This is a genomic window from Stenotrophomonas sp. YJH_SMC_27 (genome assembly GCF_059369815.1).
In genome coordinates, this window is sequence record NZ_JCAFTA010000009.1 from 128,627 (window position 1) to 154,502 (window position 25,876).

28 protein-coding genes are annotated in these 25,876 nt (G+C 67.1%); all 28 read right to left on the minus strand.

Annotated elements, in window-relative coordinates:
• Positions 1-89 precede the first annotated feature (89 nt).
• The 28 genes from AC5P7R_RS14520 to AC5P7R_RS14655 all read right to left on the minus strand — a co-directional run bounded on the left by AC5P7R_RS14520 (position 90) and on the right by AC5P7R_RS14655 (position 25,876).
• Complete coding sequence (locus tag AC5P7R_RS14520) at positions 90-662, minus strand: hypothetical protein (RefSeq protein ID WP_165710823.1); 573 nt, start codon at positions 660-662, stop codon at positions 90-92.
• The gene (locus AC5P7R_RS14525; protein WP_495213960.1) at positions 659-1,615 is read right to left on the minus strand and encodes a hypothetical protein; all 957 of its coding nucleotides are present in this window, start codon (positions 1,613-1,615) and stop codon (positions 659-661) included. The genes AC5P7R_RS14520 and AC5P7R_RS14525 overlap by 4 nt, the downstream gene beginning before the upstream one ends.
• A complete protein-coding gene (locus tag AC5P7R_RS14530; RefSeq protein ID WP_495213962.1) occupies positions 1,612-2,799 on the minus strand; it encodes a hypothetical protein in 1,188 nt (395 codons plus the stop codon). The genes AC5P7R_RS14525 and AC5P7R_RS14530 overlap by 4 nt, the downstream gene beginning before the upstream one ends.
• A 1-nt stretch (position 2,800) precedes the next feature.
• On the minus strand, positions 2,801-4,345 hold the full coding sequence (locus tag AC5P7R_RS14535) for a hypothetical protein (protein ID WP_495213963.1): 1,545 nt from the start codon (positions 4,343-4,345) through the stop codon (positions 2,801-2,803).
• A gap of 168 nt (positions 4,346-4,513) precedes the next feature.
• Complete coding sequence (locus AC5P7R_RS14540) at positions 4,514-4,897, minus strand: hypothetical protein (protein WP_165710831.1); 384 nt, start codon at positions 4,895-4,897, stop codon at positions 4,514-4,516.
• A complete protein-coding gene (locus tag AC5P7R_RS14545; protein ID WP_495213965.1) occupies positions 4,897-5,439 on the minus strand; it encodes a lysozyme in 543 nt (180 codons plus the stop codon). The genes AC5P7R_RS14540 and AC5P7R_RS14545 overlap by 1 nt, the downstream gene beginning before the upstream one ends.
• Positions 5,432-5,680, minus strand: coding sequence for a hypothetical protein (locus AC5P7R_RS14550; RefSeq protein ID WP_111202718.1), 249 nt, complete (start codon positions 5,678-5,680; stop codon positions 5,432-5,434). Before AC5P7R_RS14550 ends, AC5P7R_RS14545 begins: the two co-directional genes overlap by 8 nt.
• 23 nt (positions 5,681-5,703) lie before the next feature.
• Positions 5,704-7,347: a phage terminase large subunit gene (terL, locus tag AC5P7R_RS14555; RefSeq protein WP_495213966.1), complete on the minus strand. Its 1,644-nt coding sequence runs from the start codon at positions 7,345-7,347 to the stop codon at positions 5,704-5,706.
• Complete coding sequence (locus AC5P7R_RS14560; RefSeq protein ID WP_414615978.1) at positions 7,334-7,729, minus strand: hypothetical protein; 396 nt, start codon at positions 7,727-7,729, stop codon at positions 7,334-7,336. The genes terL and AC5P7R_RS14560 overlap by 14 nt, the downstream gene beginning before the upstream one ends.
• A gap of 1 nt (position 7,730) precedes the next feature.
• Positions 7,731-10,178 (minus strand): hypothetical protein, encoded by a 2,448-nt coding sequence (locus tag AC5P7R_RS14565; protein ID WP_495213968.1) that lies wholly within the window; start codon positions 10,176-10,178, stop codon positions 7,731-7,733.
• Positions 10,178-12,787: a zeta toxin family protein gene (locus tag AC5P7R_RS14570; protein WP_495213969.1), complete on the minus strand. Its 2,610-nt coding sequence runs from the start codon at positions 12,785-12,787 to the stop codon at positions 10,178-10,180. The genes AC5P7R_RS14565 and AC5P7R_RS14570 overlap by 1 nt, the downstream gene beginning before the upstream one ends.
• Positions 12,784-14,862 carry a hypothetical protein gene (locus AC5P7R_RS14575; protein ID WP_495213970.1) on the minus strand — a complete coding sequence of 693 codons (2,079 nt, stop codon included), beginning with the start codon at positions 14,860-14,862 and terminating at the stop codon, positions 12,784-12,786. Before AC5P7R_RS14575 ends, AC5P7R_RS14570 begins: the two co-directional genes overlap by 4 nt.
• A 1-nt stretch (position 14,863) precedes the next feature.
• Positions 14,864-15,346 carry a hypothetical protein gene (locus AC5P7R_RS14580; protein WP_414488084.1) on the minus strand — a complete coding sequence of 161 codons (483 nt, stop codon included), beginning with the start codon at positions 15,344-15,346 and terminating at the stop codon, positions 14,864-14,866.
• Between the two features lie 3 nt (positions 15,347-15,349).
• The gene (locus AC5P7R_RS14585) at positions 15,350-15,796 is read right to left on the minus strand and encodes a GNAT family N-acetyltransferase (RefSeq protein ID WP_495213972.1); all 447 of its coding nucleotides are present in this window, start codon (positions 15,794-15,796) and stop codon (positions 15,350-15,352) included.
• Positions 15,793-18,000, minus strand: a complete 2,208-nt coding sequence (locus AC5P7R_RS14590) for a phage tail protein (protein ID WP_495213973.1) — start codon at positions 17,998-18,000, stop codon at positions 15,793-15,795. Before AC5P7R_RS14590 ends, AC5P7R_RS14585 begins: the two co-directional genes overlap by 4 nt.
• A 2-nt stretch (positions 18,001-18,002) precedes the next feature.
• Positions 18,003-18,593: a hypothetical protein gene (locus AC5P7R_RS14595; RefSeq protein WP_495213974.1), complete on the minus strand. Its 591-nt coding sequence runs from the start codon at positions 18,591-18,593 to the stop codon at positions 18,003-18,005.
• 80 nt (positions 18,594-18,673) lie between these two features.
• The gene (locus tag AC5P7R_RS14600; RefSeq protein ID WP_495213975.1) at positions 18,674-19,192 is read right to left on the minus strand and encodes a hypothetical protein; all 519 of its coding nucleotides are present in this window, start codon (positions 19,190-19,192) and stop codon (positions 18,674-18,676) included.
• A 64-nt stretch (positions 19,193-19,256) separates the two neighbouring features.
• Entirely contained in the window at positions 19,257-20,120 is an 864-nt protein-coding gene (locus tag AC5P7R_RS14605) for a phage capsid protein (protein ID WP_165710852.1), read from the minus strand.
• 221 nt (positions 20,121-20,341) lie between these two features.
• Complete coding sequence (locus tag AC5P7R_RS14610) at positions 20,342-21,223, minus strand: hypothetical protein (protein ID WP_495213976.1); 882 nt, start codon at positions 21,221-21,223, stop codon at positions 20,342-20,344.
• The gene (locus tag AC5P7R_RS14615) at positions 21,207-21,455 is read right to left on the minus strand and encodes a Bbp19 family protein (protein WP_495213977.1); all 249 of its coding nucleotides are present in this window, start codon (positions 21,453-21,455) and stop codon (positions 21,207-21,209) included. Before AC5P7R_RS14615 ends, AC5P7R_RS14610 begins: the two co-directional genes overlap by 17 nt.
• Positions 21,452-23,050 (minus strand): portal protein, encoded by a 1,599-nt coding sequence (locus tag AC5P7R_RS14620; RefSeq protein ID WP_495213979.1) that lies wholly within the window; start codon positions 23,048-23,050, stop codon positions 21,452-21,454. The genes AC5P7R_RS14615 and AC5P7R_RS14620 overlap by 4 nt, the downstream gene beginning before the upstream one ends.
• A complete protein-coding gene (locus tag AC5P7R_RS14625) occupies positions 23,050-23,280 on the minus strand; it encodes a hypothetical protein (protein ID WP_180895399.1) in 231 nt (76 codons plus the stop codon). The genes AC5P7R_RS14620 and AC5P7R_RS14625 overlap by 1 nt, the downstream gene beginning before the upstream one ends.
• Before the next feature lie 4 nt (positions 23,281-23,284).
• Complete coding sequence (locus AC5P7R_RS14630) at positions 23,285-23,599, minus strand: hypothetical protein (RefSeq protein WP_032962289.1); 315 nt, start codon at positions 23,597-23,599, stop codon at positions 23,285-23,287.
• Positions 23,600-23,602: 3 nt separating this feature from the next.
• Positions 23,603-24,244 carry a hypothetical protein gene (locus AC5P7R_RS14635; protein WP_495213980.1) on the minus strand — a complete coding sequence of 214 codons (642 nt, stop codon included), beginning with the start codon at positions 24,242-24,244 and terminating at the stop codon, positions 23,603-23,605.
• A gap of 72 nt (positions 24,245-24,316) precedes the next feature.
• Positions 24,317-24,553 carry a hypothetical protein gene (locus AC5P7R_RS14640; protein ID WP_050483592.1) on the minus strand — a complete coding sequence of 79 codons (237 nt, stop codon included), beginning with the start codon at positions 24,551-24,553 and terminating at the stop codon, positions 24,317-24,319.
• 2 nt (positions 24,554-24,555) lie between these two features.
• Positions 24,556-25,122, minus strand: a complete 567-nt coding sequence (locus AC5P7R_RS14645) for a hypothetical protein (RefSeq protein WP_495213982.1) — start codon at positions 25,120-25,122, stop codon at positions 24,556-24,558.
• Between the two features lie 2 nt (positions 25,123-25,124).
• Positions 25,125-25,415: a hypothetical protein gene (locus AC5P7R_RS14650; protein ID WP_495213983.1), complete on the minus strand. Its 291-nt coding sequence runs from the start codon at positions 25,413-25,415 to the stop codon at positions 25,125-25,127.
• Complete coding sequence (locus tag AC5P7R_RS14655; RefSeq protein WP_495213984.1) at positions 25,412-25,876, minus strand: recombination protein NinB; 465 nt, start codon at positions 25,874-25,876, stop codon at positions 25,412-25,414. The genes AC5P7R_RS14650 and AC5P7R_RS14655 overlap by 4 nt, the downstream gene beginning before the upstream one ends.

A 25,876-nucleotide genomic window follows, 5' to 3' on the forward strand; every position in this document is an offset into this window, starting at 1 on the left:
ATACGGCCGGCCGTCGCAGATCCTGCGAACGGGCCGGCCACCTCCCTGAACCGTTCGGGCAGAGCCGAGCCTGGCACGCCCTCGCGCGGTCAGGCGCGCACGCACTCGAACTGGAACCTGTTCTCGGTGTTCATCCCGATAGCAACCAGCTCGAGGGTATCCCCACTGTGCAACACATACTCTGTCTGGAACCGATCGCGCTGAACGCGCATGCAAAGGTTGTCGGCCCGTATGTAGGCGAAGATCAGATCGCTGTTGGCCAGCTCGGTCAATCGCTTCTCGTCGGTCCCGAGCGTCGGATAGGAGAAGGCCGGGTACTCAGTGAACACCATGGCCCCGGCCTGGCTGTCGTACCACCACAGCCAGCTCGACCCGTTCTGCACGAACGCAACGTGCACGCGCATGTTCAGGTCGAACCCGAGCGTTACCCTACTGATGCCCGGCCGGCTGAACAGGTGCACCCGGGCAACATGCTCGGCGCTGATCCAGACGTCGGTGCCGTCCGATTCCAGCGTCCACAGCTGGTACTGAAGCCCGCCGGTAGGATCCTGCAGGCCAGCGCCCCCCATTTCGTAGTCGACGAGGGGACGCATCCGGTTCCGGTTGGGTTCCACAAAATCGGCCGAGATGGGGACCACTGACAGAACGCCGTCGGGGATCATGGCGTGTACCTCTCCCAAGACCAGCGGAACGTCAGCGTCAGCCGCTTGGTAGCGTCCTTCGGGACGACCGGATCGAACTGGATCTGGAACGCACCGAACTGCGACCCGGGGACGTATGAACGTACACCGCCGGCCAAATTTCCTTGATCCAGCTGCCACGTCGAAGTGGTGTCCATGTAATAGCTTCCAGCTGGGCCTGCTGCGGTGGTGCCCCCGGCGTTGTAGACGTTGATTCCCTCAGTGCCCGAAGGCTTGCCGGTGACCGGGCCAAGAGTGCCGGTATAGACGTGGGTTCCGGCCTCGTTGGAGAAGTTGCTCTGGAACCACTGCCCTTGCAGGAAGCGGTTCGTGTATGCGTTCGAGCCCCCCAGCATCGCTCGCCGGCAAGTGGTCGCGTAGGTTACGCCGCCCAACACCACAGAGCCGGTCACGTCCGAGGTGTCTACGTAGACACGCACTTCATAGGTAACGTCCAGCACTTCGTCCGGCAAAACGGTAATGGTGGTGGGGTTGCCGCCGCTGTCGCGGATCAGTGCCCTGGAAAAGAGGGCCGAGGATGAGGCGCCGCCGGTAGCCAAGCCGACCTCCGACAGATTCCCCGAGGCCGACCCTGCATTGAAGCGATAAACCTTGCGCGCGTAGTAGTAATACGCGGGGGTCACGACCAGTCCACGAGCGTCCGAACCGTTGAGATTGTTGGTAGACGCTCGCCAGGTCTGCAGCACGGTGTCGGTGAATGCTGGCACAGCACTGCCCGTTCCCACATGGCAGTAATCACGGACGTTTGCCGCGCTGGTCTTCAGCTGCTCCATACCGCTGTTGGTAATGAGGTTCGACTGCCAAGGCGCGAGATTTCGGCGCCCCAGCTCTTCTCCATCAGCATCGAGCCTCACAGCGTCGATCTTGAAGAAGCCACCAACCTGGCCGGTCATTTCGATAACGGAATTGTTCATACGAGCGTTCCTTGGATAAGCGCGCCAGTGACGCGGAGGTTTTCGGGCAAAGAGGTGGTTTGGATGAGGATCTGCTTAAGGTCGCCGGATTGAAGCGAGCCAGTAACCAGCACGTCCTCCCGGACGTTGGTTTCCTTCAGCGGCGCGCGAAGGTCGCCCGCGACCAGTTGGCCGTTGACGCGCAACGGCTCGAAGCCCTGATCCAGCGCCACGAACGGCATTCGCAAATCGCCGCCGACCAGCGCACCGGCTACCAGGACGATCTCGGCAGGCTGGCTGAAGTCCGGCGCAGTTCGGATCGTTCCCGCAACGGCGTCCCCCCTTACCAGGAAGTCGTCCACTGCCACGAGCGGATAGGGCTTGCTGGTGAAGTAGATCGGGCGATCTCCGATCACTCCCTTCCAAATCGCTGAGCGCCCCGCGGAATCACTGACCTGAAGGGTCAGGCGAAACTCTTCCTGGTGATCCAAACCGACCGCAGCGACGGTGTGATCCCATTCGAAGTCGTCGACGAACAGGATCTTGTTTTCGCGATACCGGATCCCGTTGCCGGCGATGTTGATCGTGGCGGCGCCGGCAGGCGCGATGCCGACCACGTTGGAGTCGTACACCCGGTTCTTGCTGGCTGACATGACCCGGTTGCCCTCGACCCTGCCGACCACCTGGCCGTCCTGGTCCCGGTACTCGAGCAGGACCGAGGCGCCGGCGTTGCCCTCGGCCGACGCACCCTGGCGCACCTTGCACTTCGCCGTGGTGCGCTGCCCTGGATAGACCTCATACCGCGACGTGCTGGAGATGATCGACTCGCCCCGGTTGTTGTTGTAGCCGGCGGCCCACTGCCCGGTGGGCGGATTCTCCGTTGCGATCACCCAGCCCGCGCCGGTGTCCCAGCCGGTCGGGCCGCTCTCGAAACCAGGGTTGGCGATCGGCGCGGCGCCGGCCTGGTACGCCGGCCAGGTCAGTACCACCTGCTTTGTGGCCTGGTCCACGTACAGCTGGTGGCCCGGCGGCAGCCGGTCGCCGTCGATCTGGCGCACCGTGCAGCCGCCCACGGCGTTGTAGATCTGCAGGCGCCCCTCGTAGGCCACAAACGGGAGCGCCTTCGGCAGGTCGCCGACTACCAGCAGCGGCAGCAGCCGACTGCGTTGGTCGAGATCCGGACGGTCGTAGATGCGCGCCGACATGTCAGCTGGACCTCTGGCCGACCAGGTAGACCTGCAGACCCTTGGCGCCGGCAGTGCCCACCTGCTGCACATCGAAGGTGATTTCGTCTCCTGCGGCCAGCACGTCGCCGCCAGGCGCCAGCGTGGGCGGCAGTGCAGCCGTCAGCGTGGAACGCTCGCCGTTGTCGAACGTCAGTTTCACGTTGAGGATGCTCGTGCCATTCCGCTTCACGTCAACCGTGAGCGGGGTGCCGCTGGGCTGGGCCTCGGACAGGCTGGCGTAGATGCCGCGCTGGTTCACCGCCGACAGGACCATGCCATACGGCAGCACCAGCGACCCCTTGGTGGTGCCGGTGGTGACGTTGGTGCCGATCAGCGCTGAACGATCGGGCAGCACGAAGCACTGCAGGTCGGGATTGGACGCCGCGCGCAGCAGGTCGCCGGCAGCAGTCCAGGCGTCGGCATCGGGAGCGGTACAGGTCGCGCTGAAGATGCTCCCGATTGCCCGGCTCTTGGCCTGGAACGACTCCGGCACGGTGAGCGCGCCACCGCCCTGCACCGCGAGGGTGACCTGGCCCGTGCCGACCTGCTGCACGGAGAAGAACTGTCCCTCCTTCCAGTCAGCGCTGCCGCCGGTGTTCGCGCGGATGGTGATGGTGATCGGGTTCGGCGAGTTGGCCAGGATCAGGGTGTTGTGCATGTCCCCGCCCAGCGTCACGTTGCCGGTGACGCTGATGATCCGGGGGGCAACGGTGTAGATCGGCTGCTGTCCGATCCACGGCCGCGCGTAGCCGCGTAGGGTGGTGAAGCCCCGGACGCCGTCCCCGAGGGGCTGCAGGAACCGGATAGCCGGCGGCGCTCCGCTGACGCCTGGCACGATCAGGAACTCGCCTACGCCGTTGGCGTCGACCGGACGGGATACCTTGTAATTGCCCGCGTTGGCGGCCAGCTCCACCGCCGTGTCGTAGAACAGCGGGTCCGTTACGTCAGCGCCGGCCAGCGGGAAGTCTGTCACCTCGCCGTCGCCGACGAAGGTCCACAGCCGGGGAGAAACCCCCACCGTGCCGCCGCCGTTCTGCACCTGCTCGATCAGCACCAGCGCGGTGCGCTTGTTCAGGGCGTCCATGTCCTGGGTGGCATCGCCCACATGGATGATGCGCGAGCCCTTGGCATCCCACACCATGTCGCCGCTGCCTTCGGGGTCTGGCACCAGCAGCATGGAGTCGGCCATGAGCTGTTGAATCATCATCACCGGCGCGTCTTGATCCTCGTTGAGGGTCTGCGCCAGCAGGTCGCCCAGGTTCTCGTAGTTGATGACTCGGACGATCGGCATTGCCCGGTGCAGCACCACCTTGGCATTGGCTGCCGGCGGCGCCACGAACACGACATTGCCGCCGGCTGGATTGCCCACGCCTTCGACGGTGTAGTGCGTGCCGAGGATGCGGACGAGGCCGTTGACGGTGACCCGAATGTGGGCCGCGTCGAGGATGCGGAAGCTGTAGGGGAACACCGTCGTGACGCCGTTGGCGATAGAGGTGTTGGGGCCGGTGTAGGCGGGGACGGTCATGGCGGCACCTGCGGGAGACTGCAGCAGATGGTCGGCCTGGCCCCGCTTCGGGTTCCCGACTATTTCCCCCGGTGTTCGTCCAGGCACTCGGCGGTGTAGGCGCGCTTGTTCTCGCTGTCCTCATAGGCGCCGACCGCGCCCACATAGGCCGCGGACCACTTCACCCAATCACGGTCTGTCGGCGGTGCCGGCGGCCGCAGGGCAATCGCTCGTTCGCTGCACCCGGCAGGCGGCACGTATGGCGCGGTCGTGCGCCTCCCGAGCAATGCGCAGGACGTCAGCAGCAGCGGCAGGATCAGGATCGGAAGAAGTCGCATGGATGGCCTCCACCGCCTTGGCGGTGCGTTCGCGGGTTTCGTGGGCTTCCAGGTCGACGGCGGCGGAGGTGTCGCGGCTGATCTGGACGCTGGTGCTTGTGGCCCGAACTTGGGCTTTCAGCGCTTTGTTGTCGGCTGAGGTGGCGGCGTCCGTTCGCCCCTTCAGGTAGTAGCAGCCGCCGATCGATAGCAGCACCACCACCACGGCCATGGTGATTGCCTGTCGCGGGGTCATTACAGGGTTCCTCTGCAGGTGGCCATTTCCCACTGCCGGCGGTCGATGATGCCGCCGCACTTCGAACGCCACTGCGGCAGCGCGCAGTCGCGCTTGGCGCCGTCGATGGTGACGAAGCGCCACTTCCAGATTTCATCGCAGGCGGTGGTGCGCTCGCCGGCATTCAGGCGCTTGGCCGCGGTGCTGCTGCAGAAGCCGTTGGTGCCCACGTTGTAGGCGAAATGGCCCCAGGCCTTCACCTCGTGGAATTCGAACTCCCCGCGAACGCAGCGACCCATGTTGTGCAGCATGGCCTGCACATAGTCCTGCTCGAGCTTCCCGCACTCGGCTGGGGTGTAGCGCCGACCGGGCACAACAGACGGCCCGGTGATGCCGGCGCACACGGTCCAGATGCCGCCCGAGTCTCGATAGGGCACGTACTTCCTGCCCTCGTGCGCGGAATTGTCCTGGCCGAGGGCTGCGACCAGCGCAAGGATCAGCGCGGCCGGCGCGGCAGCAAACCCGAACTTGCGGCCCTTGCCGCTCGGTGCTTGGTCAGCCACGGCGGGCCACCTTGGCGATCACCCGGCGGACGGTGGCCCATCGGGCCATCCACCATGCGCTCCAATCGCCCCAGTTCTTCACCACGACAGTGAAGGTCTGCGCCAAGGTGAAGACGATGGTGCAGACCACGGCCACGTCGCTGAGCGTGTACCCGGGGTTGTACGTGCCGACCGTGACGCCAGCGGCCGGGGCAATCTTCGCCGCGGCCACGGCAAGGTCTTGGGTGATCTGCTCTTTCATCGAGGCTCCGAACGGGTGGACGTTCAGCGCTCGAACACGACCTCATGCTCCCCTGCGCTGTGGCGCCAATCGTCCCGCGCGGTGATGTTCGGATTCCCGACTATCTGCCCGACTCGTTCAGGTGTATCGGTCAGCGCGCCCGCGCCGGCGTCCAGGTAGTCGTCCTTCTGGTTCGGTGCCGTGGGGATCCACTCCTTCATTTGATCCCACAGCGGACCCCGTAGCACGCTCACGTGCGCCCACAGCTGGCCGCCCGATTCCAGTAGCGGCTCCCAAGCCTCGAGGATGCGGCGGCTCTTGTTGGCCACGGCCTGCTCGACGGCAACACCGCAGCGCAGCTTCCTCTGTTTCAGCGCGGCCTTCAGCACGGCCGGCGCGAAGGCGCCGATACCGTTGGTTTCCACCACCACGCGCGGGAGGTTCAGCGTCTCGATCAGGTCGCACAGCTGCCACACCTGGCCGCCGGTAATGACCTTTCCGGTGTCGTCGAACTCCGCCACCTCGCCGGTCAACTGCTCCATGCGGTGCAGGTAGCGCCGGCCGATCAAGTCCTGCAGCACCACAGCGACGGCCGACACGTCGGAGTTGATCTTGCCGCTGGCCGGATCCCAGCGCACCGACGCCATGGCGATCTGCACGCCGCCCAGGAACATGGCAGCCGTACCGTTGGCCTTTCTGATGACCGCCTCGACGGCGTAGGGGGTGATCCGCTCCGGGTCCAGGCGGATCTCTTCGATGGGCTTGGCTTCGAGCATGTACTGGCTGTCCCATGCGTTGAGGGTGCGCGTCTCCTTCCGGCGCAGCTCGATCTCGTTCCGGTTGAACCGCTCCGGCCAGGCGCAGCCGCTGTAGATATCCAGCACGGCACCGGGCGGCTTGGCGAACACCACTTCGCCGCGGTCCACGTGGTAGTCGGTGCCCTCGACCAGCACCCGGGCGTGCTTGTGGATGCCGACCACCACATACAGCCCGTCCTCGGCCGGCGCGAACTTTATCGGGTATCGAGTTTTGCTGGCCGTCTTTTTGTATCGGGTCGCGTGGGCGAACAGCGGGATGATCAGCGTAGACGCGCCGGCGGCGATGCGCTCCGGGTAGATGCTGTCGTGCGTGTGCGGCGTGCCGATGAAGGTCTTTTGCGCGCCAGGCACCGCAATGTGGGTCGATTCGCTGATGCGCTGCCGCAGCTTCAGCCGTGCCTCTGGCGTCTCAATGTTGCCGGGCACCTCGATATCGTCGAAGTCCACATCGTCCGCACGCGCGCCGGTCGCGTTCGAGGTCACGCCGTTCGCGCGCATGCTGGGGTTGCGGGCGTCTCGAGATCCCAGCACAGAGAAGCGTTTTGCGCCGGGCTTGCGGGGCAGCATACCGATGCACAGCGGGTGGTTGCGCAACACGTTGATCGTGTCGGCGGTCAGCATGCCGGCCGTGTCGTTGTCTGCCGACCACACCAGGGACCGGTGCGCGCGGTTGCGGTACAGCTTCCAGGCCTTGTAGACCGCGTAGATGGTCGACTTGGCCGCGCCACGGAACACCATCAGCACCCGCTCGGGGTCGACGCAGGTTTCCAACCACGTGCAGATACGCACATGCAACAGGGGCACGTCCCATCCCTGGACCCGTGCCCACATCATGAAGAACGTCAGGAACGAGACGTCACGGCTTGCCATGGATCTTCGCCACTCCGGCTGCGCGGCGCTGCTGCTTCATCACCTGGTCCAGCAGCCGCTTGCCCTCCTTCTCCGCCGCTGCTACCTCGGCTTCCAGTCCGCCGTCGCCGTCCTGATCGTCCGCGGCTCCCACCTCACCGGCACCGCCGTTGCCGCTGCTGTCGCGCTGGATCATCGACACCAGCGACCCGACGCGCAGCAGCAGCCCACCAGTGGCCGCCGCATTGCGCTTGCACCAGTAGCGATCGCCGCGCTCCGCCTTGTCCATCTCGCTGGGGGCCTTGCCGGCGCCGGTCCACGTGGCCGGGTCGGCTTCCTCGATGAAGGCCTCGGCCAGTTTCTCGCTGAGGGCCTGAAGGCGCAGGTATTGGTCTTCGCGCATGTCACTCTCCCGCTGCAGCTGCGACGTTGGGCGCACGCTCTGGCACGGCCTCGCCCGGTTCCCACCAGTATTGCTGGTTCCAATCCTTCTGCGCGCGCTTACGCATACGCCGCAGATATCCCGGGCTCAGCTGCTCCTGCAGGTCATGGAACACCATGTGGTCGGTGGCGCCGCGGAGATACCACAGGTTGATGAAGGGGGTGTTCCCCTTTGCGAACCGCAGCGCCTCGGCGCCCAGGTCGTCCAGCTTGTCGTCGGCCTTGTTCTCGTCGGCGATCGCCCAGCCGGCGCCCTTGCGCGCGATGGTGAACCCATCCATCACGGTGCCGAACACCGGGCCAAGCATCGAGGTCCAGTTGGCCTGGCCACCGCGGTTATCTCCGCCCATGCCGGTGTAGAGAATGTCGCCGAAGATGCCCAGCCCGCCGCCCTGCGCAGCCGCCGCCAGCCAGAATTTCCCGGTCGTCATGTCGCGCGGATCTTTGCCGTCGCGCAGATCCTTCAGCTGCAGCGCCACCGCACCGAACAGCTGCAGGCTGGTGAGCATCGCCGCGCTGTACGCGACCTTGCCCTGTGTGGTCGGGATGTTGCGCAGCCTGCGCAGGTGCTTGTCCACGATCGCCAGCGGGAACGATTTGAACAGCATCAGCGAGCGCAGCACCTCGCCGCCCCACGTGCCGGCCTTGGTGCCCTGCTGCAGGCTCGCGCGCGTGGTCAGGTCCGGCGCCAGGATCGCGGTGCGGGCCTCGCTGTCCAGATAACCCAGCAGGCGAGCCGTTGCGCGGTTCAGATCTGCCTCGCTGGCGTCGACGGACCGGATACCGTCCTTCGTCAGCATGCCGTCCTGGGCCGGCGCCTGCTGCCAGATCTTCCAGTCCGCTTCGGTGACGCCGGCCGACTCCATCCTGCGGCGGCCCGCCTCATCGAGTGCGTTCCAGTCCGTGCCGCGGTGACGTTCGAGGGCGCGGGACAGGGTCAACGCGTAGCCGCGGCGCAGGCTGTTGGTCCACCCTTCCACGAGCGTCAGCTTCATAGTGCTGTTCGCCAGCTTCGCCGACCAGCCCTGTGCGAGGTTGTCCTGGTGCCAGCGGGTCATTTCGCCGGCGATCTCGTCCATGCCGATGGCCAGGTCGTGCGCCAGCTCGCGCTTGCCCTTGCCGAAGCCACGGAACACCGACTTCATGGCCTCCCCCATGGGCACGCCGGCCGAGCGCGCGACCAGCACCTGCAGCGGCGCGTCCGTGATCGAGGACAGCATCACGCTCTGCAGCTTGGCCGCCACGGTGAAGTTGCGCACGCCCTGGAAGAACTGCGCCATCGCCGGGCTCACCGGCTGCGCGGTGGTGCCGCTGAGCGTGTCCCAGGTCATGTCCAGGGTGGCGAACTCGTGCCAGGCCGCGCGGGCGCCGGTCACGTTGTCGGCCTTCTCGGCGGTGTCCTTCAGCAGTCGATAGGTGCTGTTGGGATTGGCGCCAAACTCTTCCATCAGTCCGATGTTCTTGGCCATGCCGCCCACGTGGCCCAGGATCGCGTCCATCATCGAGCCCCGGCCGAAGTCGGCCAGATAGTCCAGATGGCTGTCGGCGTCCTTGAAGTGCAGCACGCGGTGAGCGTCGTCGAATCGGCTGGCGCGCGAGCCCTGCCCTGCAGCACCCAGCACGCGCTTGTTGCGGCCCTCGGTAGCGATCGTGTCGTATGCCTGGCGCAGCAAGATCCGCACCTCAGCATCGCCCATGGCCTCGCCGTCCTCGCGCAGGTACTGCTCGCGGCGCAGGCGCGGGAACACGTAATCCACCCACGCGTCTTTGCCGGCATTGGCAATGCGCCCCACGTCGTGCGGTTGCGGCAGATAGCCGTAGTCGAGGCGGCCAATGTCAGTGCCGGCAGCGTTCGAGCGCAGGCGCATGTCCTCGAGCGCGGCAATGTAGGTGGCGGCGGCCTTGGCCATCTTCGGGTCGCTGGTATCGCCGTCCACCACCGCGCGGGCGAATGCTCGAACTGAATCAGGGTCGTGCATCAGGCCCAGGAACTTCGGTTCCACAGCCTGTACGGCGTCGACCAGCTCCGACAGGTACTCGTTGCGCACGCCCGAAATGTAGTCGTCGGCCTGGCGCATGCGCTCGAACAGCGCGGAGTGATGCGGGTTCTTCACTCCCTGCGCGGCCAGTTGCGCCGCACGCGCGGCCTGACGCTCAGTTTCCCGAACCTGCGCCGTCAGCCGCGAAGCCCGGCGGAACGCGGCCTTCTCAGCATCTGCGATGGCCTCAGCCTGCGCGGCTTCCGCTGCACGCTGCAGGCGCTGCTCGTGCGACAACGTGCGCCACTGGTCATCGGTGCGCGCCAGCTGGCGCATGTGCCTGGCCAGATCCGTCTCGATCCGGGCCACTTCGGTGGTGGTGGGCTCGCGGCCAATGGCGGCGGCCACTTCTTGAACGCATGCAGGCTGCATCATCCCCTCCGCAGGAAGCAGTTGACGGCCGCCTGGAAGGCGGTGGCATCGGTGGTTGCTCGGGCCAGATCGGCCTCGATATCGGCGACCTCGTCAGCAACAGTGCGGTGCACGTTGCCGCCGTCGGCATCGGCGCCGACTACGATCGAGGCATCAGGGTTTTGCGCCGCCAGCTGACGGGCGGCATCGAGGGGCGTTTCGGGAGCGGGGGTTACTTCGCCGCGGCTGCCGGCTTCGCGGCCAGGCGTGCCTTGCGCGCCGCCTTGGCGTCGGCCATTTCCTGCCAGATCTCGCCCCAGCGCTGCTGGTGCGCCGCGTCCAGGGCCGCTGAATCCTCGGTAGAGGTCTTCTGCGAGTCCGCCGGCACGGGCTTGGTCGAGGGCGTCTTGGAGGCTGCCATGGAGACTATCTTCCTCCACTCGGGGGAGGCTTGCAAGATCGGCCATTTTCTGCTGACCCTTGCCGCCGCTGTTGTCGATGACGTCGATGTTGACCCGGGGGTCATCCGCATAACGGACGGCCAGGGCCTCGATGGTCGGTCGCACCCCAGCGTGCGTGCGGGCATGCTCCCGCAGCGGCACAGTGCGGCCGGTGCCGAAGCGCTCGACCTGGCGCTGGGCGCGCGGGATTGCGCCATTGGTCAGCGCATCTACCGGATCCCGGTACACATAGACGATATCGACGTCCCGGCCTGCGGCCAGTGCCTGCTCGATCTTGTCCACGGCCGAACTGAGGGTGTTCATGTTCGTGTCGTAGATGATCTCTGGCCGGCCACCTACCTCGCCGCGGGCCTTCAGCGCCGACGTTTTGCCTGCCCCGGTGCCGCCGGCGGTGAACAACACCGTCGAATCGAAGCCCTCCGGGGTGGGCTGGGCCAGCCTCTGCTCGTACAGCAGCTTGATGGTGTCGCTGGCCGCCTCGTGCACGTCCGCGCTGCGGGTGCGGTCGGCCAGGTATTCCGGCGACAGCTCGCGCGCAGTGTCGGTGTTCAGCACCCGGCCGCCGTCGGAGTCTTCGAGCGCCGCATAGTCGCGCAGCAGCTTGTCCGGGTCCGTCACCAAGCGCTCGCGCAGGGCCTGCCCTGCGGGATCGGTATCGACCAAGCCCCCATCCGGCAGCACGCCGGCGCGCTTGGCGCGCTGGTTCCAGTTGGCAACCGCTTCATCCTTCGTCAGGCCCCGCAGGTAGGGATTGGCCTCGAGCTGGCCGCGGCTCAGGATCCGCTCCATCGGCGTAGCGCCGTCCGACAGGGCGAAGCGCCGGCCGCCGGCGAGGCCGAAGTGATGCGCGGCATACAGGGTGTAGGCATCAACCGGCAGGCCCTCAGCACGCAGCCCTGCGGCGTTCTCAGCGTCCAGCGCGGCAACCATTTCCGTTGATCGCGCCGGATCGGCTCGCAGCGCCAGCAGCTGCGCGTCGTCCAGTCCCTGCGCCCATTCCGGCTTGGTCTTGGCCACCATTCGGCGCCAGGTGCCGGCGGTGAACTGGTCGATCCCCAGGGCGCTGGATTCCGGATTACGGGCATCGGCCCGGCCACCGGACTCGAGCGCGCGGCGGAACGCCTGATACCCGCCCAGCGCGGCGGCTGCCGGTGCCGGCGTCTGATCTGCCACGGGCAGCAGGAAGTCCGACGGCCGGATGGTGTCGACCACGTTCACTGGCTCGCCGCGCGCCAGCTGCTCGAGGGCGTCCTGCAGCGCGTCCTGGCCACGGATGGCCGCACCCTCATCGGCCACCAGCGGTGCGGTGGCGGTGCGCTGGAAGCGGTCAGCATTGCGCGCGGTCAGCAGCGCATCGCGCTGTTCCAGGGGCACGCGCGGCGCGGTGGCATGCGCCAGCGCACCGAAGGCGAGGCCGGTCAGCGCGTCAACGGCGCGGGCTTCCACGTCCAGCGGATCGAAGGCCTTGGCCTGCTCAGCGCTGCCACCAGCCTGCAGTGCCGCGTACTGCGCGCCAGAGACACCGGCACCCAGCAGCAGGTTGCCCGCGGCGCCGGTGGCCAGCCGTTGAGTGAGGGTGGATCCGAATGCGGCCGGCAGCTTGAACCCGGCCAGCGTACCAACGGAGCCGGCCAGGCCAACCGCCTGCGCGGTGCCAGCGCCGACACCCTGCTTGACCAGCGAGGCCGGCCGCTCGATGCCCTCAGTTGCTGCCAGCAGTGCTGGATTGCCGCCCGCTGCAGCAAGCGGCAACACGATCTCGGCCAGGCCACCCAGCACACGCCCGGCGGTGCCCGTTTCCGTGGGGTCCGGCGTCCAGGCGTCGACCGCCCGCTGACCGATCCCCTCCACCACGTCCGCGAAGTAGGCATCCTGTCCGGCGGTGGTGGTGCCGCGCGTCGGATTGGCTACACCCTGCGCCTGCAGGAAGTCCGCCACGTCGTCCGTCATAAATGACGAGAGGTAATCGTCACGCGCCGCAACCGGAACCACACCGGCGGTCAGTACGGCGGTACCGGCTCGCGCACCGCCCCGCATGGTGCCGCTGAAAATCGACGAGCCCAGGCCTTCGAAGAACCCGGGCTTCACCTTCGACAGGTCCAGCGGATGGGCCACTGCCTGCTCGTCGAGCTGCTTGCGGCCCTGCTCGTCCAGATCGAAAACGCTCATCGGCCGCTCCCGGTGATGGTGATGGTCAGGGGCTTGCCGTCCTTGGTGGTCAGGAACTCGCGCCCGCGGGTCACGTAGTAGGTGCGCTCGCTCTGCTGCCGCAGGCCGTACTTGCTGAAGCTGCCCACCACGGTGTCGGGCAGGCCCGCTGCCCTCGCGGACTCGGTGAATGCCTGCTCCGCCTGATCCTCGAACGTGTCCGAGCCCATGCCCCAAGGCGCCAGCACCTCACCCCGTCCGTTGACGTCGACCACCTCGCCGAGCGCCGCGGCGATGGCTTCTTCGACCCGCGCTGTATCGACGTCCCCGGAGTGGTCACCGACCGCAGCCGACTGGCCGGTGTAGTACGCGCGCACCGCCTGCATGGCGACGTCGGCAGCCCCCGGACGGCCAGCGAACAACTTCCCCGTCTTGCTCTCGAAGGTGGTTCGAAACTCTTTTTCAGGAGGCAGCGGAAACTTGGTATCGCCTTTGCCCTGCAGCAATCGGTTGCCTTCCAGCATGGTGGCCGCAACGTCCCTGCCATTGGCAGTCACGTCCGCCTTGAACGTGTATTTCTGAGTGGTCACCTGCGCCCGCTCACGGGCGGCCAGCATGCCGGCGTAGGCGACCACCGGCTGCTCGGGCGCGAGCTGCTTCATGGCCGCGTTGAACACCTGGTCATCCATGGTCGCCGTGCGCAGCTGGGCCAGCATCTGCGCCTGCTGCGTGCTGGTTCCCTGCTTCAGCTGCTCGCTGAGCGCCTGCACTTCCTGCGGCAGCAGCACGGCCATCTGGACCTGCGAGCCGTAGCGCTTGCGCATGCCGTCGATGGTGGCCGCGCGGTTCTGCAGCTGCGCACCCACCTCCCAAGCGTCGGCCGGGCTGGCCAGCGCGGCCAGGTTCAGTGGCTCAACCTCGCCACCTTCGCGCGAGGCGTTGAACAGCAGCGGCGTCTCGTCCAGCTGCTTCTGCGCCGCCTCGATCGCCGAGCGCGTGCGAGCCAGGTTTTCCTTGCGCTGCACGGTGCCACCGGCGGTGGCCAGCTCTGCCTCGGCCTTCTGCAGGTAGGTCTGCTGCTGTGCTGTCGGCATGCGCAGCACCTTCTGGACTTCCTTTTCCTCGGCCACGCGCTGGTCGAACTCGGCACGCACGTCCGGGCTGGCGCCCTTCATCGAATCGGCCCAAGCCGTCCACATTTCCGGCGTTGCCGGTACGGCGCTGGCGATCTGCCGATCGATCTGGCCCAGCACGCGCTGCGCCTTCGCGTCGATGCGATCGGCCGCCCGTTCGGCTCGATCCTGCAGGGTCTGCTGCCGGGTCATCACCTGCGACAGCAGCGCGTTGCGCTTCTCGGGATCCAGCTTGTCGGCATAGAAGCCATCGCTACTGGACAGGTCCGTTTCCAGCGTCTTCAGCGCCGCGGGGTCCTCGCGGGCGAAGATCGCCCGTTGGGTGGCCTGCGACGTCCAGGTGCGGTCATAGAAGTCCTGCAGGGCCTTACTCACTGCCGCATCGCTCAGGCCGGCCTGCTTGGCCAGCGGCGCGAAGGCCTGCGCCCGCTGGTTGACCGCGGCGATATCGGCGCCAGGCATGCCGGCGATCTTGCCCAGCTTGTCCAGGGCAGCGTCGAACTGCCCGCGGAAGTCGGCGCGTTTGGCCGTGCGCGCCACCCGATCGACGCCGAGCTGCCCGGCAGTAACGGTGCGCTGCAGCCCGCGATCGTAGGCCAACTGCAAATCGGGAGTGAGGCCTGCAACGGCCGGTTTCTCGATCTTGCCGACAGCTTCCTGGTAGCGACTCGCCGCCTCGGCATACGGCACGTTGCCGGTGGCCACGTCGTCCTCGAGCTTGCGCTGGACGTCGCCCACCTGCAGCTCGTAGTCGAGCTGGGCATTGGCCGCCTTCGCGCGCGCCAGGCCCTCAGCCTCCCGCGCTTCCTCGGCAGCCATTGAGTTGCCGATTTGCGTGGCCACACCGCCCAGCTGCCCCACAGCCTGCGCCACGTCCCCTACCCCGGCGCCACTGACCCGGGATCGCACCAGCGGCGCGGTGCCGCCACCCTGGCCGAACTGGCCGATATCGATGCGTGCCATATCAGCGGCCCCCGCTCAGGTTGCTGGTGCGCTTCCAGCCTCGGGCGATGCTCGAGCCAGTGCTGAGCAGCGACGTCCCCGCGTTGATGTAGCCGCTGGTCCGCGCCTGCTGGCCGGCATAGCGCGCGCCGGCAGCCTCGGCGTTGAGCCGTGCTGCGCGGTCGTTGCCGCCGGTCAGAGTCAGGAACGCGTCTTCCGAGGCGCCGCGGGAGATCTCTTCGTCGATCTTCAGCGCCGTGGAGCTGTTCACGTCGACGCCGGACGCGGCCAGCGCGGCCACCGCTTCGCTGCGCTGCCGCTTCGACGCCTTCAGGATGCGCTCGGCTTCCACCTGCGCGGCCCCGCGCTCGGCGCGCGAGTCGGCCTCTGCCTGCGCTGCCAGATAGTTGTTGTACTTGCTCTGTTGCTCGCCCTGGTAGACGGCGGCGCCAGCACTGAGCGCCAGGGCGCCCCACTGGATGATAGGGATCGCGGCAACACCCATGGGTCAGTCTCCTTCGTACTCAAACACAACGCCGGTGCGGCGGAAGCCAAGCCGTTCGTACAGCTGGGCCGTGCGGTCAGTGGTCACGCCGGTGGTGACGCCCACCTGGATCAAGTCGGCGCCCTGCTCCGTTGCCCAGGCGCAGAACGCGCGCACCAGCCCAGCGGCCAGCGCAGCGCCACGGGCGCCGGGCTCGACGAACACGCCGTATTCGCCAGCCACCTTCGCGGGGGTGAACCAGCTTTCTTCGCAGTAGCCAGCCATCACACCGACCACTCGGCCGGCCTGCTCGGCGACCAGCACCACCCCCTGCCCGTCCATCAACGCCTGAAACAGTCGCGCCATCTTGTCGATGGCGAAGGGGAATCGGCGGTAGTCGGACTCGGCGTGCATCTGCTCGGCCAGCATCAGCATTGCGCCCATGTCATCGTCGGTCGCGTGGCGGATCATTTGTTCACCGTCATGGTTGTAATCACTGCCTGCAGGTGGAAGGGATACGGCTGCGGCTGGGTGATCTCCATGCGGAAGTCGCCCATCTCCCAGCCCAGCTGTTCGACCCGTTCATCGCCGGTCAGCAGCGGCGGCGGCTGGTCCAACACGCCGAGGCCGGTTTTCCGCGCGAACATCACCTGGCCGTTGACCAGCAGGCCGGTGGAATTGAGAACGCGCACCACGACCTCGGAAACGCGGATGTTGCTGCTCTGCGCAGATCCCGAATCGCTGTACATTTCCGGCCTCAGCAGCTTCACGCGCGGCGAGTAGCCCAGCCCGATTTCGATCTGCTTGGCGGCCCGCTCGATGGTGATCTGGCCGCCAGCCACAACACGGTCGTTCAGCGCCACGCCGTCTGCCTTGACCTTGACCGTCTTCCCCTCGAGGTGGCCGAGGCCCAGCCAGGTGGTGTCGCCTGCAACGCTGGTGGCGGTGACACAGGCGTCAGTCATCACGTCGCGGTCGAAGCGCTCCACATAGCGCTGCTGCACCCCGTTCACAGTGCGGCTGACGATCGCCCAGGTTTGATCGCTGTCCGTGCGCGGCAGCGTGGCCACCGAGATAAACAGGCCGTCTGTCACCTGCCTGGACCAGCCAACAACCTCTTGGTCGCGATCGAGGGCGCAGGTCGCCAGCTGGCCGTCCGTGCGCACGCAATGCAGTAGCGAGTCGGGCTCGGCCTCGTAGGCGCTGCCGGTGATGCCGCCCGCTGTCATGTGGTCGGCCAACACGGTCAGTTCCGGTGCCCCGTACTGCGCGGTGTCGATGCGGTCGGCAGACAGGGCGCGCAGCTTGCGGTTGGCACGCTGGGTAAACACCAGCTCCCGGCCCACTCGCTCCGGCGAGACGTCGCCGCAGCCAAAGCTGGATTGGTTGCGGATCTGCACGTTGGTGGGCGTGATCGGCTTGTCCAGGCTGCCCTGCAGGGTGAACTCGCCGCCGTTGGTCAGCGCCACGAGGGCGTTTACCTGGGTCAGGTGCCGGATGAGGTTCTGGCGATCGCTGGCCAGGTCGAACGACACCGCATCGTCGTCGTTGGTGCCCAGCTCGAAGTTGAGGTATTCGCCGATGCGCGAACCCCACACGGTCTGTGGGAACGCGCGCGAGCCAGCCAGCCACAGGCGCTGCTCGAAGAACGTTCCCGTGCCCGGGTAGCCGTTGCGGCCGCCCCACACCGTACCCTTCAGCACCCAGGCCAAGGCAGGTACTGCCACCAACGCCGTGAGCGCGCGCCGGACAGTCGCCGTGGCCACCGTCGACGAGCTGACAGCATCGATCTGCACAAGCCCGGCGTTCAGCTCTACCCACTTGCCCACGTCCACCGAGCGCCAGCCAGGCGCGTCCAGGGTCAGCGTCACCGAGGCGCCAACCGGCGGCAGATCGTTCGCCCCACCGCCCGGGTAGGTGGGGGTCAGCACGGCCAACGGGCTGCCGGTGATCACCCACTGCCCAGCCGCGGTGGTCAGCGCAGGGAAAGGCGTCTGCGTGTCGACCGTCGCGGTGGTCGGGCTGGTAACCGCCGTGATGACCGCCAGGCCGCCCAGGGCCTCAATCTCGCGGCCAACGTCCGCAGCGAGGAACGCATCCCCGCTGGTGGTGATGGTTCGCCCAGGGCCGAGCGCCAGGCTGTCCAGCGTCATGGTCACCGGCGGGGCATAGCCCACCTCGCCGAAGGGCTCTTCCACCCACGGCACTGCCTCGAGGATCCACGAGGCATCGCCGAAACGACGCAGGCGGCGGGTCACGTAGTCCGGGTGGAACAGGAACATTGTGTCCCCGCTCTGGACGTAGTCGATCGCGGCCACGTCCGCCTCGGCATAGTCGGTGACGATCTCGAAGGGGGCGAACACGCCCGGGCTCGACTCCACCAGCACCTGTGCGCCGTTCTCGAGGAACACCCGGATATAGGCGTCGCCGACCTCGAGCATGTAGGCCTGTGATCGGCTGAAGACGTAGGGGACCAACGCCGCGTACTTGTCCTGGTGCTTGGCCTGCGCGCAGTAGCGCAGGCCTGGCCGGCGCTGCACGCCGCCCTGCACCATGATGATGACGTTCTCGAGGATCTCCGCCGCGTTGCGGTACCGGTCGATATCGCTGCGCCCGTAGAGCTTCGGGCTGATTTCGCCGGCGGTGAAGTTGGTTTGAGCGGGGGTCAGGCGCATGGTCAGCCCCTCATCCGGCTCTGCAGCAGCGGGAAGTCGCCGAACGTCTCCGGCGGATCGTCCTGGCCGTCGGTGGCCCTGGCTTCGCGCAGCAGGTCGCGTAGCTCGATCTTCTTGGCTTCCTCCACGCTGGTGCTGGCGGTGATCGGGTACGCCAGACGCGCAGCCACAGCGACAGTCATCACGTCCACCAGCAGGGTGTCCCACTGATCTTCGGGAACGTCGGCGCCGTAGAGCAGCGGCATGATCGGCTCGTCGCACAGCAGGTAGCGCCCCTCGGTGCGGTAATCGAGACGTCCCCGGGTGTTGCGATCGCCCACGCCCCAGGTGCGCAGCCAGTCGCCGGGCAGGCGGAAGCGGTAGGCATAGCCGAAGGCCGGCTTCTGCTCGTCTGGCGACAGCAGCACGCGGCGCGCGCAGGTGTTCCAGTAGTGGCCACGCAGGATGGCCAGCCGCAGGCCGGGGTACAGAGCGGCGCAGAGCTTGGCTCGGTCGAGGTTCGAGCCCGCGCCTTCGGACTCGCTAAAGCTGGCGATCGGCTTGGCGCCGAGCATCATCAGCGCGTTGGAGCAGATCGTGATGGGGTCAGTCATGGTGCGCGGCCCTCAAAAAAAGCCGGGCGCACTCGGCGCCCGGATGGTGTCCCTGTTGCTATCCGGGTTGAAAACCTGGATCAGTTGCCGTCGATGAAGTGTCCCTTCAGGGCGATGCTGCCGGCGGCGGTCGCGCCCGCAGTCAGCGTTGCGGCCACGTCGTAGTACAGGCCGGGGTCAGCAGCCAGACCCAGCACGCGCCACAGCGGCCATTCCAGCTTGTCCGGGGTGACGGTGCCCGACTCGATCAGGACGTTCGTGCCGTTCTGCGCGGTGGCCAGGTCAGCGGCCGAGGCGAACAGATCGGCATCCACGACTGCGCCGGCATTGCGGGTCGGCAGGTCGTACAGGCCGATATCGGCTGCGGCGCCGGTGATCGCGGTGCAGGACAGCAGGAGCGCGCTCACGCGCCAGCTGGAATGCACCGAGAACAGGCGCAGCACGCTGGCCGCGCTGTCGCCGTTGGCCACGGCGATCACGCCGATGGATTCCTTGACGCGGCCGGTGGCCAGCTTGGTCGGCGCGGCATTGCTGTTGAGCTGGGAGGGCACGCCATCGCGCTGGGCGAGTGCGGCGGAGAGCTTGTTGACGACTGCCATGGTGGCTACCTCGTATGCGAATGGGTTGGGTGGAGCAGCGGCCGAAGCCGCTGCGCCGGATGGATCAGGCTTCCTGGCAGGCGATCTCGACGACCTTCACTTCCTCGGAGCGCACCGCACCGATGGCCTGCTTGCCGTACACGCGGGTGTTGAAGCCCTTGCCCGGGTCCTTGCCGACTTCGGTGGTGGTGTCCTTGCCGATGCCGAGGGTGATGCCGGACTTGGCCCACGCCAGGCCGTAGCGAGTGGTACCGACCTTGTCCAGGCGCTCGGTCGGGATCCAGTTGAAGCCCATCCACTTACCCTTCAGCGAGCCGTTCTGCAGCATCTGCACGGCCAGGAAGTCGGCAGACGTCAGGGTGGTGTCGCTCAGGACGTCCTGCAGCATCTGAGCGGTATAGGCCATGTACAGCTCTTCGCCGTTCTCTTCGTCCGCCTCGTTGCGGCGGAACATGCCCTTCGCCTGGATGATCTTGGCCTTGGTCAGGCCGGCGCCGCCTACTGCGATCTTCTGCGTGGCCGGCAGGATGATGTTGCCGGCGGTTGCGCGCGAGTTGCCGCGGGCAGCGGCAATGATCACGTCGTCCTTGGAGCGGTTGAAGGCCGACACCATGGCCTTGACATAGTCGCTGGTCGGGTCGACCAGCATGCGGACCTTGTCCAGGTCGTCGATCATGTCGCCGTCTTCCCAGTCGTACAGGTCGACGAAACGGGTACCGTGCTGCTGGTCGTTGATCGGGGTGTCGCCGTGACGCACCAGGCGGCGCTGTGCGGTGCGCTGGCCGAGGAAGTTGATGGACTTGGACATGCCGACGATGCCCGACTCGATGGTCACACAGGACTCGAGGCGGGACGGCATCTGCTGGGCCACGTGGCGGAAGTTGTCCGCGAACTGCTGCACGAAGGCTTCGGTAATCTGCTGGCTCATATAGGGCTCCGAAGGGTTTGAAGGGGGCTCGTGCCTGCCCGGGTGTCCCTTGCGGGGCCGTGCGGTTCGCGTGGCAACGTCGCGGGCTTTCGCGGGTATCCGGGTGCCACCCCGGGCCGATGGCTGGCAGGATGGCCGTGCGGCCCATTCGGAATCCCGACTATTTGCATGGGCACAAAAAAGCCCCGCGCTGGGCGGGGCTCTTGCGGGACGTGTTGCGATCAGCGAACGGCTGATGCGCCGAGCTGGCGCTGCTGGGTGCCGTAGCGCTTCTGATACATGTCGCTCACCTGCCGCACGACGCTGGCGTGCTGCGGATGGCTCTTGTCCATGTAGGCCGGGTTGGCCTTCAGGGCATCCACCTGATCCTGCCAGTCAGCTGCAGCCACCGGGTCCGAACTGATCGGCTTGTCCTCGCCCATTTCCTTCCCGATGCTGGCCATCAGCGCCAGGAAGTCGGGATCGTTGCCGAACTTCTGCATCACGTTGTCGTAGTTGCCCGGCTGGCCGGCAGGAGCTGCAAAGCCCTGGGCGGCACGGGCGGCGCTCGCCAGGCCCGCCTTCATGGCTGCGTCGTCCTTCCACACTGCCGACAGGGTCTGTCGGGCCTCATCGGCGCCCAGCTGCAGGTTGGCCTCGAACAACTGCGGTGCCATCTGCAGGTACTCGCCGACGAAGAAATTCATCTGCTCGTTGCTGATGCCGGCGGCGTGGGCCTTCGTGGCCAGGGCCTTGTACATCGGGTCGGCCATGAACTCCTGCAGGTCGACGCCTTCGACCAGCGGCTTGCCCTCGGAGTCGGTCGGCACGGTCAGCTGGTAGCTGTCGGGGTTCTCCGGCACTGTGCCGGTGGCGCCGCTGCCCAGCTTCGCCTCGAGTGCCTTGTAACCCTCACCCAGCTTGCGGGCCGACGCCTGGAAGTCGATTTCGTCCTTGCCGTCGACCTTTACACGGTACTTCTCCGGCAGCCACGCGGCTTCCTCTCCCGCGCCTTGTTGGAGTAGCGAGGCAGCGTCTCCCGCGCCCGCCGCGCCGGCAGCTGCTGCTGCGGCATCGGTACCGCCTGCGCCCGCGGCCGAGGTGTCTTCATGGTTGCTGCTCATGTTCATCGGGTTCTGCTCCGTTCGCTCGGTTGATCTGATTGAGGATGAAGGTGGGGACCGACAGCGCCCCCGCGTTGAAATCCGTCTGTCGCTGGCCGTCCAGACCGCCGCGGACCCAGGGGTTACCGCCAAAGCGCCGCACCAGGTCCTCGAGGATCAGTGCCCCCTCGGCGTGGTTCTCGAACACCCTGGCGTACATTTCCGGCGTCACTCGTTCGCGCTGGTCGGTCATGCGGCGGCCTGCTGGCCAACGGCCTGCTGTGCTGCGCCCATGGCCACCTGTTCAACGGCCGCTGCCTGCCGCTGCTCGTCCGCTGCCTGCTGCTTGGCCTGTTGGACTTCCAGCACTTCGTCCTGGCTGTGCAGCACCTCCGGTGGAACGCCCAACCCCTCGGCGGTGATGCGGACGGCTGCGGCTGTATCCAGCTGATCGAACACGCTGGAATCGCCAGTGGCTTGTGCCAGCGCACCCATGTTCAGCACCAGGCGCTCGATCGCGGTCACTTCCTCGAGGCGCTGCGCGCGGGCCAGCGGCGAGACGTACTTCACCGTGTACTCGCGGTCTGCCAGGGACTCCGGCGGTTGACCCAGCACGCCGGCGCGGGCGGCGATGCCGAAGCAGCGGGTAACCATGGGGCGCAGGTACTCAGCCTGCAGGCGGCCATAGATCGGGCCCAGCAGCTGGCGGATCAGCTCCACCCGCACGTGCACCTCGGTGGCCGTCATGGCTGGGCCGTCCTGCGGCTGCAGCTGGTCGGCCATGAAGATCTTGCGGATCGCCGCCTGCAGGTGGGTCACCATGTACTCGGCCAGCTGGAAGTCGCTTCCGGTCTTCAGCTCCTTCATCGAGTCGACCGAGTTGGCCACGATGACCTTGCGCGGGCCGACCTTGACCGTGCGCGGGTTCAGGACACCGTCGTCCTCGGCGATCCACATGCCGGCGATGGCGATATCCGCCGCGGCCAGCTGCATGGCCTTCAGTTCGTTGAGCATGCGCATGTCGGGCAGCGCGTCGAAGGCCGGGCCCACGCCGTATGCGCTGTTCGGCAGGCGCATCCAGCGCGGCACAACACAGGGGAACTCGTGGTAGCCCGACTCGCGCACCAGGTGCTTTGTGTTGGCCTCGACCACACAGGACGCGAAGGGCAGGTTCCTGGCCAGGCGCGCGCCGACCACGTGCATGGGCCGCGGCTCGATGCAGGTGATGAAGCTCACCAGTTCCAGCGGCTTGTCCTTGACCAGCTTCTGCAGCTGCTCGCTCAGGTTCTCGGCCCCGAACTGCGCGGCGGCAGCCTCGGCCGAAAGCCTGTGTTCCCGATAGATGGTGTCGACCAGGCCATCGGCGCGGGTGCTGGCCACGTAGCAGGTGGCGATCGGCCACTGCTGGAAGCTGAAACCACCGTCCGGCGCCTCGTCGATGTAGAGGACGAACCAGCCCGCGGCGACCGCGTCCAGGCACCCCTCGTAGCCTTCGGCGTCGAAGTTGGATTGATGGATGTTGGTCCAGACGGTGTCGGCAGCCTCGCCGAGCCATTCCTTCTCGTCGTCGGTGGCCTGCTCCACGTCCAGCTCGAACCAACGCGAGTTGGCCGGGGTCAGGCCCGACATGATCCCCGAGGCCAGGATGCGGCAGCCGTCGGTGCCGGTGCTGTCCAGGATCTCGCCGCGCTTGCGCATGCCCTGCTGGGCGTCCAGCTGCTGGCCATCGAAGCCATCGGCGCGCAGCGGGTACGTCATTTCGAAGCAGTGGCGCCACACCTGCTCATGGGGTTGCCGGCGCGACTTCAGCTCACCGAGGCGCTTGTGGATGCGGGCACCGGCGCTCATCAGGCACCGCCCAGGGTGGACTTGCCAACGGCGCTGGCCAGCAGCGAGCGGCCACCGCCGCCACCGGCCAGGCCCTGCGCCCCCAGCGTCAGCAGCGACGACTCGCGGCGGCGGCGGCGGCGCGATGCCAGCTCGAGGTTGGATTGGGTCGTGGCCTGCGCCTCAGCGGCGCGCTGTTCGGCCACGGGGTCGCGTTCGACGACCTTGGGTGCCTTGGGTTTCCCACACATGGGGTCAGCCTCCTGCAGAGCCCAGCAGACTTACGGCGAAGGAACTGCGCCGCTTCAGTCGCTGGTTGAGGGTGGATTCCGTGGACTGCGCTGCCAGGCGGCGGGCATCGGCCAGGGCGTTCGGCAGGACGTTCTTGGCGTCCTCTTGGGCCTTGCGGTCGGCCGCCTCCTGAGCGGCGATGCGCTGGCGCTCTTTCCGAAGGTCGCCGGTGGGATCGCCGATGGCCGTCTTGGTGATGCCGAGCGGATCCGCGTACTTGGCGTTCTTGCCGGTGAGCAGGCCGGCCGGGTCCATGATCTTGGCCTTGTTGCCGCACATGGCTCAGGCCTTCGGCTGCGGCTCGGGGACGACCCAGCCGTCGGGGGTCAGCACGGCCTGGCCGGCGGTGCGCGGCGCATTCACTTCCGCTTTCGGCAGTTCTGCGACCGGAATCGGGGGTTGTGCTGCCGCTTCGACCAGATCCACACCCAGCTCGCGCCAGCCACCCACGGCAGCCTCATCGAGCGACAGGCCACGGGTAGCGGCCCATTCCTCGATCGCTTCGACGGCCGCGCCAGCTTCCTCGGATGCGCCCAGGGCGATGACCTTGTCGCGCGTGGTGAGGAAGCCGGCGAAGTCGAACAGTGCGCCGGCGATGACCACGCACAGGTCGGCAGGCAGTGGGTCGGCTGGGGCAATCGGGTCAGTAGAGCCCAGCTCGGCACGGCGCTTGTCCTCGGCCTCGATGGCTGCCAGGACGCCCTTGCGGTTGTCGCCGGCCACCTCGAGGTCGCGCAGGGCAATCAGGTCGCCAGCCACCAGGCCGGGCAGCGCCTCGGTGATGACCGCAACGGTCTGCTTGGACAGGGTCAGGACGGCGGCCAGACGCTCGTCCGGCGGCGTGGTGCTGGTGGTGCCGGCTGCGGCGGCGCTGGTGTCGGCGGTTTCGCCGGGGACTTTCACGGTCAGTTCGGGCGCGGGCATGTGCTGCTCCTGTGGGCTGCATGGGTGGCGAACAGCCCGGAGTGTTCGCCACCCACCCATGCGGATTCCCGACTATTTCCCCATGCGGGGCAGTTGCTCGATGGGGCGATCAGTCAGGCCCAGCCACAACGCCACCAGCCGCTCGCCGTCTGCGAACTTCGGTTCCGCGCCCTGCTTCCACCCCAGGATGGTCGACTGCGGCACGCCGATGGCTGACGACACGGCCAGCACCGGCACGCCCTTCCGGCTCAGGTCGGTGAGGACCTGGAACCAGTCGACGCGATCAGGGTCTGTCGCCAGCCGCCGCATGCTCAGGCCGCCGCGTCGTCGCAAACGCGCGCGCGCACGCGAGGCGCAGCAGGGGCAGTTTCCCCCTCCCCTCCCAGCAGATGGCTTCCGAGCTGGGTGTTCTCGTGCCACAGACCGATGAGCAGAGCATCGGCTCGGCCGTTGTCCTTCTTCCTGCTCATGGTCTTGGCTGCCGCTGGGAATCGGGCACAGGCCAAGAGGCGGCCAGCGTCCTTGGGTTGCTTCAGGAGGCCGAAGGTTCGCTTCCACACAGCCGGGATCGCCCGAGTGGTCGGGATGCCCAGCACCTCGAGGATGGCCTGCAGCTTCCCCGTGCCCTGGCCGAAGCGGAATGCGCTGGTGCCGCCGTCACCGGGGCGTGCGCCCACCTTCTCGATGCAGGCGGACACGTAGGCCCCAGGGTGGTTGGCGCGCTGTTCGCGGATGAACACCGTCACCGCGCGGGCGTCGATCTCGCCCCAGCCGTCCACGTCCATGGTGGGCATGTCCAGCACCGGGCCGGGCTCGCCGTCGATCAAGGTGGCGATCGCGCCGGACAGGCCGGGGTCGATGCCGAAGGTCAGTCGCATGGTCACAGGTGTCCCCTTTTCATCAGCAGCAGCACGTTGCGGATCGTCACGTTCAGTGCGTCCAGTTCGTTCATCTTCATCACCAGCCACATGTGCTTTTCCCCGTGCCAGCCATTGAAACTGCCGCGGTGGCAATCGGTGCACAGCGCCACGGTCGTGAAGTGGTCGCCCTGCTGCATGTGGTGGGCCTCGCTCGGCCCCGGCCTGCCGCACACGCTGCAGGGGCAGAGCTTCACGAGGCGGACGTGGTCCTCTTCCTGCCGGGTGAAAGCCTTGGCGTTCTTCGTCCTCATGCCACCGCCTGCTCGGCCAGGCGCTGGTCGCGGCGCGGCGCCACGTCCCGCAGCAGCACGTCGTTCTCCACGGCCCAGCTCTGCGCGAAGGTGATCAGGTCGGCCATGTCAGCCACCGTCATGCGCCGGGTCTGGATCGACAGGTTGACGATGCTGGCGCCGTCCAGGGACGGGACAACGTCGCCCTGCTGCCGGTTGGACTCCCGCGCCCAGGCATCGACGAGCAGCCGCTTCCAGCCCTCGTCGTCGATGTAGCGGCCGGCCCATTTCTTCCTCTTGGCGAGCTCGCCACAGATGGCGTGGAACATGGCGTTTTGCTCGAGGCTGCGGCACGGCTTGTGTTCCTCGACCGTGACGCGGACGGCGCGCCCTACCTGCAGGTACTCGCAGGCGAACAGCCACGCGGCTTTCATCGCGTCCCTGGCGTTCTCGATCCGCAGGATGAAGGTGTTGTTCTTCAC

Coding starts and splice junctions, on each gene's coding strand:
- AC5P7R_RS14540 (WP_165710831.1), bottom strand. CDS start 4,897: ATGACCCCGCGACAGGCAATCACCATGGCCGTGGTGGTGGTGCTGCTA.
- terL (WP_495213966.1), bottom strand. CDS start 7,347: ATGGCAAGCCGTGACGTCTCGTTCCTGACGTTCTTCATGATGTGGGCA.
- AC5P7R_RS14605 (WP_165710852.1), bottom strand. CDS start 20,120: ATGAGCCAGCAGATTACCGAAGCCTTCGTGCAGCAGTTCGCGGACAAC.
- AC5P7R_RS14580 (WP_414488084.1), bottom strand. CDS start 15,346: ATGGGTGTTGCCGCGATCCCTATCATCCAGTGGGGCGCCCTGGCGCTC.
- AC5P7R_RS14615 (WP_495213977.1), bottom strand. CDS start 21,455: ATGACCGACCAGCGCGAACGAGTGACGCCGGAAATGTACGCCAGGGTG.
- AC5P7R_RS14590 (WP_495213973.1), bottom strand. CDS start 18,000: ATGCGCCTGACCCCCGCTCAAACCAACTTCACCGCCGGCGAAATCAGC.
- AC5P7R_RS14530 (WP_495213962.1), bottom strand. CDS start 2,799: ATGTCGGCGCGCATCTACGACCGTCCGGATCTCGACCAACGCAGTCGG.
- AC5P7R_RS14610 (WP_495213976.1), bottom strand. CDS start 21,223: ATGAGCAGCAACCATGAAGACACCTCGGCCGCGGGCGCAGGCGGTACC.
- AC5P7R_RS14570 (WP_495213969.1), bottom strand. CDS start 12,787: ATGAGCGTTTTCGATCTGGACGAGCAGGGCCGCAAGCAGCTCGACGAG.
- AC5P7R_RS14565 (WP_495213968.1), bottom strand. CDS start 10,178: ATGCAGCCTGCATGCGTTCAAGAAGTGGCCGCCGCCATTGGCCGCGAG.
- AC5P7R_RS14585 (WP_495213972.1), bottom strand. CDS start 15,796: ATGATCCGCCACGCGACCGACGATGACATGGGCGCAATGCTGATGCTG.
- AC5P7R_RS14600 (WP_495213975.1), bottom strand. CDS start 19,192: ATGGCAGTCGTCAACAAGCTCTCCGCCGCACTCGCCCAGCGCGATGGC.
- AC5P7R_RS14640 (WP_050483592.1), bottom strand. CDS start 24,553: ATGCGGCGGCTGGCGACAGACCCTGATCGCGTCGACTGGTTCCAGGTC.
- AC5P7R_RS14560 (WP_414615978.1), bottom strand. CDS start 7,729: ATGCGCGAAGACCAATACCTGCGCCTTCAGGCCCTCAGCGAGAAACTG.
- AC5P7R_RS14645 (WP_495213982.1), bottom strand. CDS start 25,122: ATGCGACTGACCTTCGGCATCGACCCCGGCCTGTCCGGCGCGATCGCC.
- AC5P7R_RS14575 (WP_495213970.1), bottom strand. CDS start 14,862: ATGGCACGCATCGATATCGGCCAGTTCGGCCAGGGTGGCGGCACCGCG.
- AC5P7R_RS14520 (WP_165710823.1), bottom strand. CDS start 662: ATGATCCCCGACGGCGTTCTGTCAGTGGTCCCCATCTCGGCCGATTTT.
- AC5P7R_RS14625 (WP_180895399.1), bottom strand. CDS start 23,280: ATGTGTGGGAAACCCAAGGCACCCAAGGTCGTCGAACGCGACCCCGTG.
- AC5P7R_RS14595 (WP_495213974.1), bottom strand. CDS start 18,593: ATGACTGACCCCATCACGATCTGCTCCAACGCGCTGATGATGCTCGGC.
- AC5P7R_RS14550 (WP_111202718.1), bottom strand. CDS start 5,680: ATGAAAGAGCAGATCACCCAAGACCTTGCCGTGGCCGCGGCGAAGATT.
- AC5P7R_RS14620 (WP_495213979.1), bottom strand. CDS start 23,050: ATGAGCGCCGGTGCCCGCATCCACAAGCGCCTCGGTGAGCTGAAGTCG.
- AC5P7R_RS14630 (WP_032962289.1), bottom strand. CDS start 23,599: ATGTGCGGCAACAAGGCCAAGATCATGGACCCGGCCGGCCTGCTCACC.
- AC5P7R_RS14650 (WP_495213983.1), bottom strand. CDS start 25,415: ATGAGGACGAAGAACGCCAAGGCTTTCACCCGGCAGGAAGAGGACCAC.
- AC5P7R_RS14535 (WP_495213963.1), bottom strand. CDS start 4,345: ATGACCGTCCCCGCCTACACCGGCCCCAACACCTCTATCGCCAACGGC.
- AC5P7R_RS14635 (WP_495213980.1), bottom strand. CDS start 24,244: ATGCCCGCGCCCGAACTGACCGTGAAAGTCCCCGGCGAAACCGCCGAC.
- AC5P7R_RS14525 (WP_495213960.1), bottom strand. CDS start 1,615: ATGAACAATTCCGTTATCGAAATGACCGGCCAGGTTGGTGGCTTCTTC.